Origin of the sequence: Methylophaga sp., assembly GCF_965655755.1 — a bacterium.
GTDB lineage: Bacteria > Pseudomonadota > Gammaproteobacteria > Nitrosococcales > Methylophagaceae > Methylophaga.
Genome location: NZ_CBFHHW010000020.1, coordinates 33,102 through 45,631, shown reverse-complemented (window position 1 = coordinate 45,631; position 12,530 = coordinate 33,102). Strand labels below are relative to the sequence as shown.

Here is a 12,530-nt window from a genome sequence, read left to right as displayed (position 1 = left end):
CTTTGGTCAGCGCCGCTGTCAGTGTGGTTTTACCATGGTCAACGTGACCAATGGTACCCACGTTGACGTGGGGTTTTAAACGTTCAAATTTTGCTTTAGACATGACCAGTCTCCCCGCCAAATTTTTTAATAAGCTAAAAATCAAAACAGACAGGACAATCCTGTCTAAACAAATTTATGGAGCCCGCAATCAGAATCGAACTGATGACCTCATCCTTACCATGGATGCGCTCTACCGACTGAGCTATGCGGGCCTTTTTACACTTCCAAACAAATTGGAGCGGGTGATGGGAATCGAACCCACGTAGTCAGCTTGGAAGGCTGGAGTTCTACCATTGAACTACACCCGCATAACAGTAAACTCAATATTAATGGTGGAGGGGGGAGGATTCGAACCTCCGAAGGCTGAGCCGTCAGATTTACAGTCTGATCCCTTTGGCCACTCGGGAACCCCTCCACTAAAGACGTGGCATTTTCCGTAAAAGCCCGACTAATGTCAACACTTAAAATCAGCTATTCAGCTTTGATCTCGAGGATTCGGCTGGCTGATACGGTTTTCCGCTTGCGTGACTGCAGTGCTAAACAGACAATAGTATACTACGTAGCTAAATATTTCAGCTTTAAATTCACAGGAGATTTCTATGGAACAGTACCGTGGTACGACGATACTTTCGTATCGACGTAACGGCCAGGTCGTTATTGGCGGTGATGGTCAGGTCAGCCTGGGTAATACCATTATGAAAGGTAATGCCCGCAAGGTTCGCCGCTTATATCACGGCAAAGTCATTGCAGGATTTGCCGGTGGCACTGCTGATGCATTTACCTTGTTTGAACGATTTGAGGGCAAACTCGAAAAACATCAGGGTAATCTCACTCGAAGTGCTCTCGAGCTGGCTAAGGACTGGCGCACAGATCGGATGATGCGCAGATTAGAAGCTTTACTGGCTGTTGCCGATGAAGAGGTATCATTAATTATTTCAGGTAATGGTGATGTCATTGAACCGGAACAGGGTCTGATCGCCATCGGCTCTGGCGGCCCATTTGCACAGGCTGCGGCCACTGCTCTGGTACAAAATACCGAGCTCACTGCAAAAGAAATTGTGGAAAAAGGCTTGAATATTGCCGCTGATATCTGCATCTACACTAATCACAACCTCACAATTGAAACCTTGGATACCGATTCATAACTTACTATGCATTCATTGACTCCCAAACAAATCGTCCAGGAACTGGATAAACGTATCGTCGGCCAGCATGCCGCTAAAAAAGCCGTAGCTATCGCACTAAGAAACCGCTGGCGCCGCAAACAACTTGAGCCCACCCTTCAACAGGAAGTAACGCCAAAAAACATTCTGATGATCGGCCCGACGGGTGTCGGTAAAACCGAAATCGCTCGCAGACTGGCAGCCTTAGCGAATGCCCCGTTTATTAAAGTTGAAGCCACCAAATTCACAGAAGTCGGCTATGTCGGTCGCGATGTTGAATCTATCATTCGTGATTTGGCTGAAACAGCAATGAAAATGCTACGGGAAAAAGCCATTCAATCTGTAAAATCCAAAGCTGAAGATGCTGCTGAAGATCGCATTCTTGATGCCCTTCTCCGCCCGGCTCGTGATGTGGAAACTGAAGATGATTCCACCACACGTCAGCGTTTTCGCAAAATGCTGCGTGAAGGCAAGTTGGATGATCGTGAAGTGGAACTGGAACTTAATGCGCCCAACGTTGGTGTAGAAATCATGTCTCCTCCTGGCATGGAAGAAATGACCAATCAGTTGCAAGACATGTTTCAGAATATGGGCTCACAGCGAAAGACCACGCGTAAATTAACGGTGAATAATGCTTTGCGTCAGTTAGCCGAAGAAGAAGCAATGAAACTCATCAACGAAGATGAGTTAAAGACTGAGGTAGTTGATAGCGTGGAACAGAACGGTATCGTCTTCCTGGATGAGATCGATAAGATTACAGGTCGTGGTGAGGGAAACAGTGCTGATGTCTCTCGTGCCGGCGTCCAACGTGATCTTCTGCCCCTTGTTGAAGGCAGTACTGTCTCAACAAAATACGGCATGATTAAGACCGATCACATTCTGTTCATTGCTTCAGGTGCATTCCATCTGAGCAAGCCCTCAGATTTGATTCCTGAGTTACAAGGTCGTCTGCCGATTAGGGTCGAGTTAGAAGCCCTATCTTCTCACGATTTTGTTCGCATTCTGACCGAACCGGACGCCTCACTCACAGAACAATATGTCGCGCTGTTGCAGACCGAAGGTGTTGAACTCGAATTTACTGAAGATGGTATTCAACGCATCGCCGAACTGGCGTGGGAAGTGAATGAAAAAACCGAGAATATCGGTGCCCGTCGTCTACATACAATGCTGGAAAGATTGTTGGAAGATATTTCTTACAATGCCGGTAGCGAACTCAACTTCAAGGTGACTGTCGATAAAAGCTATGTTGAACAACAACTGGCTGAACTGTCACAAGATGAAGACCTGTCACGTTATATTCTATAGGTAACAGCAAACATGGCTGAACAACACATTCCGACTGAAATTACGCTTCACAAACAGTCAAAAAGCCTGGGACTGGCCTATGGTGAAACTTCCTATCTTCTGAGTGCGGAGTACCTGAGAGTGTACTCGCCTTCGGCAGAAGTGCGTGGCCATGGGCCGGGACAGGAAGTATTACAAACGCATAAAGAGAACGTTGGCATTAGCCAGATAGAACCTGTGGGTCATTATGCGATTAAAATCTACTACGATGACGGTCATGACAGTGGCCTGTATTCATGGGATTATCTGTATGACCTTGCGACCAATCAAGACGATTTGTGGCAGGATTACCTGAATCGCTTGCAACAAGCTGGCTATCAAAGACAACCTCAATAGGCAGAGCATGGAACAAAAAAACACCACGCATTTCGGTTATAAAGAAGTTCCTGTCACAGAAAAAGCACGGCATGTAGCTGATGTGTTTCACTCTGTCGCCAGTAAGTACGATCTGATGAATGACTTAATGTCGCTTGGTATTCATCGTTTCTGGAAATTTTTCACCCTACAGAGTAGTGGTGTCAGACGCGGCGCCAAAGTCCTGGATATAGCTGGCGGCACTGGAGATTTAACCCGTAAATTCTCCAAAATGGTCGGTGAGAGCGGCAAGGTCGTTCTGGCTGATATCAATGCTTCCATGCTCAATGTCGGCCGTGATCGTCTGACTGATGATGGAATTGTCGGTAATATCGAGTATGTTCAGGCCAATGCCGAGTCTTTGCCTTTCCCGGATAACAGTTTTGATTGCATCACCATTGCCTTTGGCCTGCGTAACGTCACCGATAAAGATAAAGCACTGGCGTCCATGTTCCGAGTATTGAAACCCGGTGGTCAACTGATGGTGCTGGAGTTCTCAAAACCCGCTGACTGGTTAGGTGGCATTTACGATACCTATTCCTTTAACGTGCTACCGCAATTGGGTAAATTATTCACCGGCGATGCAGAAAGCTATCGCTATCTGGCTGAATCGATACGAATGCATCCGGATCAGGAAACTCTGAAACAAATGATGACTGATGTCGGCTTTGAACGGTGCGATTATCACAATATGTCTGCAGGCATTGTTGCGTTGCATCGTGGTTACAAGTTCTGACTACCAATGACCTCTTTGCTTAAACCTCTTGAAGTCGCCCTTAATGCGGCACTCCGACAAGACCCTGATACCTGCGCTAAGCTCACCGCTTTTGAACAGCGCAGTATTGTGGTCAATATTGATGACCTCAACCAGTTTGTACATATCACTTTCCATCAGCAGAGGCTGCAACTCAGCCACAATGATGAAGAAAACACCGACTTACTGATTAGCGGTAAGGCTTTTGACTTGCTGAAACTAAGCGAACATCCGGATAACCTGTTCTCTTCGGATATTCGCATTCATGGCGATGTACAGTTTGCCAAACAGTTACAGGATATCCTCGATAGTTTTGATTTTGACTGGGAACATCAGCTTTCACGTCTCACCGGTGATGTGATTGCTCAACCCCTTTCCTATGGCATCAAACAAAGCCTCTCCTGGTTGCGAGATAGCAGTCGCTCTCTTCAAATGACCACCTCGGAATACCTGAGAGAAGAAGCGCAATTGTTGCCCGATAAAATTCAAATTGAAGACTATATGCAGGCAATCGATCGATTAAGCGCTGATTGTGACCGGCTGGAAGCACGTATTAAACGTTTGGATAAAAAAACATGATCTGTCTTCGTTTCGATAGTACAAGGAGCGCTCAATGAAGCCCAGTCAGATCATCCGACTGATACAAATCAATCATGTCCTTGCCAAGCATCGTCTTGATGAGGTGATCAAAGCCATACACCTGCTGCGTCCCTTACGATATATCAGTTTTTTATCGCCCAACCGCTGGCGCAAACAAAGTGACTTACCCAGAGGAGAAAGACTTCGCCTCGCCTTGCAGGATCTCGGTCCTATCTTTGTTAAATTCGGCCAGGTATTATCGACCCGCCGGGATTTACTGCCTCTGGACGTTGCTGAATCGCTGGCCAAACTGCAGGATCGGGTTACCCCTTTCCCTGCCGAAGAGGCACGCGAATTAATAGAACAAGCCTTTGATGAACCATTGACTAATATCTTCGCTCATATTGAACATGAGCCATTAGCTTCCGCTTCCATCGCTCAAGTGCATGCCGCCAAGCTGATTGATGGTGATGATGTGGTTATCAAACTGGTTCGTCCCGGCATTGAGCCTCTAATCAAACGTGATATTGATTTGCTTTACACCCTGGCAAGCTTCGCGGAACGCTACTGGTCAGAAGGTAAACGCCTCAGACCGCGTGAAATTGTTGCCGAACTGGAAAAGAACCTGTTTGATGAACTCGATATGTTGCGTGAAGCTTCTTCTGCCTCGCAGCTTCATCGTAACTTTGAAGGCACCAGTCTGCTTTATGTGCCAAAAGTATACTGGAACCTCACCAAACCCAACCTGCTGGTGCAGGAGCGTATCTACGGTACACCCATCAGTGATATCGAAGGGCTCAAAGCAAAGAATGTCAATATGGCCAGATTGGCAGAAACCGGCGTGGAGATCTTTTTCACGCAGGTCTTCAAACACAGTTTCTTTCACGCCGATATGCATCCCGGTAATATCATGGTTGATATTGATGATCCGGAAAACCCTCGATATGTGGCGGTTGATTTCGGCATTATGGGAACCTTGTCCCCGGATGACCAGCGTTACCTGGCAGAAAACTTCCTGGCCTTTTTCAACCATGATTATCGTCGTGTTGCCGAACTGCATATTCAGTCAGGATGGGTACCGGCGAATACTCGGCTTGATGAATTCGAGGCAGCCATTCGCAGTGTCTGTGAGCCAATCTTCGCCCGCCCCCTAAAAGATATTTCTTTCGGACAGTTATTGCTGCGATTATTTCAGACAGCACGCCGCTTTAATATGGAAGTTCAGCCGCAACTGGTACTGTTACAAAAAACCTTACTGAATATCGAGGGATTGGGTCGCGATCTCTACCCTGATCTCGATTTATGGCAGAGCGCCAAACCCATTCTCGAAAACTGGATGAAAGAGAAACTGGGATTCAAAGCGGCCATGAAAACCCTTCAACAAGAAGCGCCGCATTGGGCTGAAACATTGCCGCAAATGCCTCGCATGCTGCATGATCTGAGTAAACAGGCGCAGGAAGGCAAATTGCATATGAACCTGTCATCAAACGATCTGCATCGTTTACAGAACGAGATTCGCAATGCCAGTTATCGCAGTGCAGCCGCTACCAGCGGCGCTGCCTTTCTAATTGGTGCGGCAGTAATCAAAGGGCTTGATGGTTATGCGCCCACAATGCTGGCAGGCTTGCCGATCCTCAGCTGGGTATTTGGTATCTGGGGTGTCGCCCTGCTCTATTTTAGTCTTTCAACAAGAAACTAGGTCTTATGTTTAAGTGGATTGGCCTCATTGTAGGCTTTTTTGGATTGGGTATTATCGGTGGCCTGTTAGGTCTGTTTATCGGCAGTGTAATTGATCGTGTTCGTGCACTGGGCATGGGCGGAGCCAATCCGTTAACAGCCGGACAAAGACAAGCCGTCTTTGTGGAGACCGTGTTTGTTCTAATGGGCAAACTGGCCAAAGCGGACGGTCGTATTTCTCAGGATGAAGTCGATCATGTTGAGGCGTTCATCAAAAAACTCGGCATGTCAGGTGACCATCGCCAAGAAGCCATACGACAATTCAAACTGGGCGCCGAACCTGACTTTGATATTCAGCCTACACTCCAGAAATTCATGCATCACTGCGGTCATACCTTCAACCTGCGACAGGTGTTACTGGTTTATCTGACAGTAATGGCCCTGGCTGATGGCAAACTGGATCCGGCAGAAAAAAATATTCTGCAGGACGTTGCTGCTCAATTAGGTTATTCAGCCGCTGATTTTAATCGCATACTTGATATGGTGTTGGGACAGGCACATTTTTCCGGTCAGGGAGGTGGCGGCTCGCAACAGCGTTCCTCCGCCTCTGATATTGCGGATGCCTATAAAGCCTTGGGGGTCACGGCTGACAATAGTAACCAGGAAATCAAACGGGCTTATCGAAAACTAATGAGCCAATATCATCCTGATAAACTGACCGGTCAAGGCGTACCAGAAGATATGATTGCTGTCGCCACCGAGCAGGCGAAAGAAATTCAGGTTGCTTATGATCTCATCAAGAAACAGCGCGACATCAAATAAAACTAAAACAACCCGGTGATGGTGCCATTGTCATCGATATCAATACGCTCTGCAGCCGGCCGTTTTGGCAGACCGGGCATGGTCATCACATCACCACATAGCACCACGACAAACCCGGCGCCGTGCGATAAGCGGACATCACGTACCGTCAAAGTGTGATTTGAAGCGGCGCCACGCAAGGCAGGATCACTACTAAATGAGTACGGTGTCTTCGCCATGCATACCGGCATATCGCCGTGCTTTTCATTCAGCATGGCAATCTTATCCATAATTTTTTTCTCGGCGACAACCTTCTCCGCGCCATACAGGCGCATAGCGACCTCACCAATTTTGTCCCATATGCCTATTTCGTCAGGGTAAAGAAAGTCACAGGCCGGGCTTTCCTGTTCAAGCATGGCAACAACTTTATGGGCTAGGGTTTCTGCACCTGCGCCACCCTGAGCCCAATGTCTGGCTAATATAGCTTCGGCGCCCATTTCTTTGACAGCATTTTCAATCAACGCCACTTCCTGATCACTATCCTGTACAAAATGGTTAATAGCCACAACGCATCGCAGACCGAACTCCTGCTGCATATTGTGCAGGTGCTTCTGTAAATTGGCTAAGCCGATTTCAAGTGCATCTAAATTTTCTTCCGCCAACTCTTTCAGTGCGAGGCCACCATGGTATTTAAGTGCTTTCACCGTAGCGACAACGACAGCCATATCAGGTTTGATACCGGCTTTTCGGCATTTGATGTTAATAAATTTCTCGGCACCCAAATCCGCACCAAATCCGGCCTCCGTAACCACATAATCACTCAGCTTAAGCGCCATCTTGGTGGAGACAACCGAGTTACAGCCATGCGCGATATTGGCAAACGGTCCTCCATGGACAAAGGCAGGATTATTTTCCAATGTCTGTACTAAATTCGGTTTGAGCGCTTCTTTTAACAATGCCGCCATAGCACCATGCGCTTTAATCTCATGGGCATAGCGGGGCGTGCCGTCTGTCGAGTAGCCAATCAGAATATTACCCAAACGCTGTTTGAGTTCATGCAGCGTATTGGATAAGCAGAAAATGGCCATAACTTCAGAGGCGACAACAATATCAAAGCGATCCTGACGCAAATAACCATTTGCCGTACCACCCATGCCTACTACGATGTCTCGCAGGGCACGATCATTCATATCCACCACTCGTTGCCAAGCGATTTTACGTGCATCAAGTTGTAGTTCATTTCCGTGATGGATATGATTATCGATCATGGCGGCGAGAAGATTATGGGCAGAGGCGATAGCATGAAAATCACCGGTAAAATGCAGATTAATATCTTCCATTGGCACAACCTGCGCATAACCGCCGCCTGCGGCACCACCTTTTAAGCCAAAGCACGGTCCCATGGAAGGTTCACGCACGCAGACCAGGGATTTTTTGCCAATTCGGTTTAATGCATCACTCAAACCAATCGTCGTGGTTGTTTTACCTTCACCAGCTGGTGTTGGACTGATCGCAGTGACTAAAATCAACTTGCCATCGGGCCTCCCGGCCATGTCATCCATCACATCCAGCGACACTTTGGCCTTATAACGGCCATAAGGATCGAGATGTTGAGGGGACAATCCCAGACGCTGTTCGGCGAGCTGCGTGACATCCTGCATGGTCGCCTGCTGTGCAATTTCAATATCTGACATGATTTTCCTGAAACGGCTTTAATTTACCCGTGCATTATACGCGAGTTAAAAAGTAATCTGCGTCACGCTTTACTCACCCCATCGAGGAGTCAGTTGATGGTCAATACCGGCTTGATCCAGTATACGTGCCACCACAAAATCCACTATCTGTCCGATTTCGGTTGGGTTGAAATAAAATCCGGGATTAGGCGGTAAAATACACACCCCTAAACGAGCCAGCTTCAGCATATTTTCCAGATGAATAGCTGAAAACGGGGCTTCTCTGGGCACCAGAATCAACTTGCGTCCTTCTTTCATCATCACATCGGCAGCACGGTTAATCAGATTATCACTCTGACCGCAGGCTATCGCTGATAAGGAGCCCATGGTACAAGGACAGACAATCATCGTCTGTACGCGGTGTGACCCACTTGCCAGAGGCGCAGACCATTGCTGTTCGCCATAAACCTGCAATTGCTCAGGTCGACACTGAAATTCTTCGCTTAACATCGCATGAATATCACTCGACCGGGCCGGCAGTTTCCAGTTGAGTTCATCTGCCAACACAATACGACCAGCCGCTGAGACCATGAGATGAACAGTCATATCGGCTTTTAATAAAACCTCTATCAGGCGTTTTGCATAAGGCGCACCAGATGCGCCAGTAATGGCTAAAGCGATTTGTTTTGGATCCATCATCTTTGTTCCAGCGCATTAAGAATAAGCTGATGAATACCACCAAAGCCGCCATTACTCATCACCAGAATTTCATTTCCTTGCTGTGCTTCTTTTTGCAGGGTGGTAACAATTGCCTCAACCGAGTCGAACACAGATACATGCTGACCCAATTCATCCGTGACCTGTTTAAGCGACCATTTCAAATCACTGTCTTGAAGCAGCAGAACACGATCCGCCTGAATTAATGACTGCGCCAGTGAATCTTGATGGACGCCCATTTTCATCGTGTTGGAACGCGGCTCCAAAACCGCTATCAGTTTTCGATTACCCACTTTCGCTCTAAGTCCAGCGATAGTCGTGGCAATCGCAGTGGGATGATGGGCAAAATCATCATAGACACGAATATCATCGACTTCTCCCCGCAGTTCCAGGCGCCGTTTAACACCGGCAAACTCTGATAAGGCATTGCAGGCATGTTCCACTGTTACGCCAACATGATGAGCGGCGGCAATCGCAGCCAGAGCATTACTGACATTGTGTTGTCCCAACATTGACCAGTTCACTGTGCCGGTTTTATCTGCAAAACTGACTTCAAACTGACTACCATCATTTTTCAACAATTTAGCCTGCCAATCAGAATCTTTGCCCAGCGTTTGTCTGGGTGTCCAGCATCCCATTGAAAAAACATGCTCTATCGCTTTTTCCTGAGGCGAAATAATCAAACCTTCGGTGGGCACAGTCCGGATAAGATGATGGAACTGTTTTTGAATCGCCGCTAAATCCTCGAAAATATCAGCATGGTCAAATTCAAGATTATTAATGACCAAAGTACGCGGCAGATAATGGACAAACTTTGAGCGTTTATCAAAAAACGCCGTGTCGTATTCATCTGCCTCAATCACAAAAAAAGGGGTATCTCCCAAGCGAGCCGTCTCACCAAAATTATCCGGTACGCCACCAATCAAAAAGCCGGGCGACATACCTGCATGTTCCAGAATCCAGGCTAACAGACTGCTTGTTGTCGTTTTACCATGAGTACCGGCAACCGCTAATACCCAGCGCCCCTGGAGAACATGTTGCGATAACCACTGCGGACCCGATACATACGGAAGCCCTTTATTCAACACATACTCAACCGCTGGGTTACCACGGGTCATGGCATTCCCCATCACCACTAAATCCGGTTCTGGTTGTAAATGAGCGGGGTCATAACCTTCTGATAATGCAATACCGGCGGTAGCCAGCTGATCACTCATTGGCGGATACACATTGGCATCCGAACCACTGACGGTCATACCCAATTCTCTGGCCAGCAGAGCAAGACCGCCCATGAATGTGCCACAAATCCCTAGAATATGAATGTGCATCTATGCCACTCCCGACAATGCAAGTCCCACCACGATGAGGGAAATAATTGTGTAAAACACGGTGATAAGCGCAGCCGTGCCGGGTTTGATTTCAAGTGCACTTCGAAAAATATGTGCCGTAATAAACAAGCTCCAGATAATCAGTACCAATACCAGCAACAAAACCAGACTGGTCAGTTGTCCCTGCCCCTCTACCTGGCGAAACAGCCAGAAAAGAGGCAGCCCAACAATCCCGACAATACTGCCCGTACCGGCCATGGCAGTTGCTGTTTGCGTAAACCGGCCAGTAAAACCTCTGTACAAAAGCAACAACCAGCACACTACCAAAAGTAAAATAGTGTCAGCCAGGCTCCCCGCTAGACTGAGTGGCCAGTTATGATCCACACGGCTTACAAGCACACCGACTGCAAAATAAATCAGACACACAGATTTAAGAAACCAGTGCGAAGTGGGAAGGTCGGCGGGGCCAGCTTTAAACAGGCAAATCTGGAAGAAACGTTGCAATAGAATCATGCAGGCATAATACCGTGTCCTAGACGCTGAACAAAGTATTAATCCAAGTTTTCGATGCAATAAAAAACCCGGTCACGTTGCCATGTCCGGGCTTAATTTCAATAATGACTGTTGTTAATCATCAATCACAACGCCCCAGGGAAATTCACCTACATCAATGGTTTTTATGGTTTTTAGCGTCGTTGTGTTAACTACTGAGACCGTACCGCTCACACCATCCGCTGTGTAGAGATATTTACCATCACGGGTAATATCAACACCCCATACCCGTTTGCCAACAGGGACATTGGCTTTCAACTCGAGTGTTTTTGCATCCATCACAGCCACCGAATTACCGCGACCGGTTGTTACATAAATGGTTTTGTCATCGGGGCTGACGGCAATATCCATCGGTTTGGAGTTAGGCACATCCACTTCAGCGTGTTTGATAATCGACAAGGTTTTGGTGTTAATGATAGCGACTTCATTACCTACTTCACTGCTAGCATAGGCCAATGAGCCGTCACTGCTGAATGCAAGACCACGTGGACGCGCTGCCACCAGGATATTTTTGATCACTTTATGCTTGGCTGTATCAATAACATGAACCATATTGGTTGATTCGCTGGTGACCAGTACTAGGCTACCATCAGGAGAAACCGCGACCCCTTCGGGTTCAATGCCAACAGAAATGACTTCAACAATCTCACCGGTTGCGGTATCGAGCACACTCGCCTCGGCATCGTCTTCATTGGATAAATAGATATGGCCATTGGGCGCCACATCAAAGGTTTCAGGGTCATCGCCAGATTGAAGCTTTTTAATCAGCTTAAGTGTTGCGACATCAACAACAGCAATCGCATCTTCTTCACTGATAGCGACATAAAGCAACGTATTATCGGGCGATAAACCAATACCACGCGGTCTTTCACCGATATCAATAGTCTCCACAACATCATTGGTTGTTAGGTCAATAACACTGACCGTGTCATCTTTTTCATTACTCACAAAAACTCTGTTTGTAGGCTCTGCTAATAATGAGGTGCTAGCTACCAGTAAGCTGGTCATTAATATATGTTTTAGTTTCATCGTAACGCTCAACTCCGTTGTCTATAGACAGCCCGGCATACCAAGGCTGTCCAGTCCGCCTTTTACTCCTCTCAACGGAGCTTCGGCAACAATATTATTGTCTTCATCAATCAGTAAAACAATTTGTCGTAATTGGCCTGTTTCACGAAACGTTGCTGTGTCGCCTTTTTGGCCGTCAAATGACAAATCGTTTTTCAAAAATGTCAGTATTGCGGCTGAATCAGTACTCTGTGTTCTGGCAACCGTATCTGAAAGCATCTTTACTGCCGCCCATCCCGCCCAGGCATCATCATCCATGTTGGCCTGATGATTACGAGTGAAACGTGTGTTGAGCTGCGAGGCAGCAAATTTCACAAAATCCTCATGCCAGCCCTGCGCCTCGACCAACATGTCAGGATTTTTTGCCTGCCATTGGGCAATGGCATCCTGTTTCATTTTCTGGCTGATAGGTATATTCAGGAGATTGTTTAAACAGGCTCCCCTCAATTCATCCGCCGCTGAGCTTAGATTCAACATG

The 12,530-nt window shown here is 47.2% G+C and carries 14 protein-coding genes and 3 tRNA genes; 7 read left to right on the top strand and 10 right to left on the bottom strand.

What is annotated here, in order from left to right:
* The 4 genes from ACTF5U_RS08155 to ACTF5U_RS08140 all read right to left on the bottom strand — a co-directional run.
* Positions 1-103, bottom strand: a 103-nt coding sequence (locus ACTF5U_RS08155) for a GTP-binding protein (protein ID WP_438971137.1), incomplete at its 3' end; no start/stop codon positions are given.
* 75 nt (positions 104-178) lie between these two features.
* Positions 179-254 (bottom strand) — tRNA-Thr (locus ACTF5U_RS08150).
* 22 nt (positions 255-276) lie between these two features.
* Positions 277-350: transfer RNA gene (locus tag ACTF5U_RS08145), tRNA-Gly, on the bottom strand.
* A gap of 22 nt (positions 351-372) precedes the next feature.
* Positions 373-457 (bottom strand) — tRNA-Tyr (locus tag ACTF5U_RS08140).
* A 184-nt stretch (positions 458-641) separates the two neighbouring features.
* On the opposite strand from ACTF5U_RS08140, the gene hslV reads away from it, so the two are divergent.
* The 7 genes from hslV to djlA are packed head-to-tail and all read left to right on the top strand — an operon-like array spanning position 642 to position 6,735.
* Positions 642-1,187: an ATP-dependent protease subunit HslV gene (gene hslV, locus ACTF5U_RS08135; RefSeq protein WP_438971136.1), complete on the top strand. Its 546-nt coding sequence runs from the start codon at positions 642-644 to the stop codon at positions 1,185-1,187.
* Positions 1,188-1,193: 6 nt separating this feature from the next.
* Entirely contained in the window at positions 1,194-2,510 is a 1,317-nt protein-coding gene (gene hslU / locus ACTF5U_RS08130; protein ID WP_438971135.1) for an ATP-dependent protease ATPase subunit HslU, read from the top strand.
* Positions 2,511-2,522: 12 nt separating this feature from the next.
* Complete coding sequence (locus ACTF5U_RS08125) at positions 2,523-2,885, top strand: gamma-butyrobetaine hydroxylase-like domain-containing protein (RefSeq protein ID WP_438971134.1); 363 nt, start codon at positions 2,523-2,525, stop codon at positions 2,883-2,885.
* Positions 2,886-2,892: 7 nt separating this feature from the next.
* Positions 2,893-3,639: a bifunctional demethylmenaquinone methyltransferase/2-methoxy-6-polyprenyl-1,4-benzoquinol methylase UbiE gene (gene ubiE / locus ACTF5U_RS08120; RefSeq protein WP_438971133.1), complete on the top strand. Its 747-nt coding sequence runs from the start codon at positions 2,893-2,895 to the stop codon at positions 3,637-3,639.
* 6 nt (positions 3,640-3,645) lie between these two features.
* Positions 3,646-4,236 (top strand): ubiquinone biosynthesis accessory factor UbiJ, encoded by a 591-nt coding sequence (locus tag ACTF5U_RS08115; protein WP_438971132.1) that lies wholly within the window; start codon positions 3,646-3,648, stop codon positions 4,234-4,236.
* 34 nt (positions 4,237-4,270) lie between these two features.
* Entirely contained in the window at positions 4,271-5,935 is a 1,665-nt protein-coding gene (ubiB, locus tag ACTF5U_RS08110) for a ubiquinone biosynthesis regulatory protein kinase UbiB (RefSeq protein ID WP_438971131.1), read from the top strand.
* A gap of 5 nt (positions 5,936-5,940) precedes the next feature.
* On the top strand, positions 5,941-6,735 hold the full coding sequence (gene djlA / locus ACTF5U_RS08105; protein ID WP_438971130.1) for a co-chaperone DjlA: 795 nt from the start codon (positions 5,941-5,943) through the stop codon (positions 6,733-6,735).
* Positions 6,736-6,737: 2 nt separating this feature from the next.
* Here the strand turns inward: djlA and ACTF5U_RS08100 are convergent, their stop codons facing one another.
* From ACTF5U_RS08100 to ACTF5U_RS08075, 6 genes are all read right to left on the bottom strand, one after another.
* Positions 6,738-8,408, bottom strand: coding sequence for a formate--tetrahydrofolate ligase (locus ACTF5U_RS08100; protein ID WP_438971129.1), 1,671 nt, complete (start codon positions 8,406-8,408; stop codon positions 6,738-6,740).
* Positions 8,409-8,477: 69 nt separating this feature from the next.
* Complete coding sequence (locus ACTF5U_RS08095) at positions 8,478-9,086, bottom strand: UbiX family flavin prenyltransferase (protein WP_438971128.1); 609 nt, start codon at positions 9,084-9,086, stop codon at positions 8,478-8,480.
* The gene (gene mpl / locus ACTF5U_RS08090; protein WP_438971127.1) at positions 9,083-10,432 is read right to left on the bottom strand and encodes a UDP-N-acetylmuramate:L-alanyl-gamma-D-glutamyl-meso-diaminopimelate ligase; all 1,350 of its coding nucleotides are present in this window, start codon (positions 10,430-10,432) and stop codon (positions 9,083-9,085) included. The genes ACTF5U_RS08095 and mpl overlap by 4 nt, the downstream gene beginning before the upstream one ends.
* On the bottom strand, positions 10,433-10,945 hold the full coding sequence (locus tag ACTF5U_RS08085) for a hypothetical protein (protein ID WP_438971126.1): 513 nt from the start codon (positions 10,943-10,945) through the stop codon (positions 10,433-10,435).
* 114 nt (positions 10,946-11,059) lie between these two features.
* Entirely contained in the window at positions 11,060-12,013 is a 954-nt protein-coding gene (locus tag ACTF5U_RS08080; protein ID WP_438971125.1) for a PQQ-dependent catabolism-associated beta-propeller protein, read from the bottom strand.
* Between the two features lie 21 nt (positions 12,014-12,034).
* Positions 12,035-12,530: ABC transporter substrate-binding protein (locus ACTF5U_RS08075; RefSeq protein WP_438971124.1), on the bottom strand; the 496-nt coding region annotated here is incomplete at its 5' end.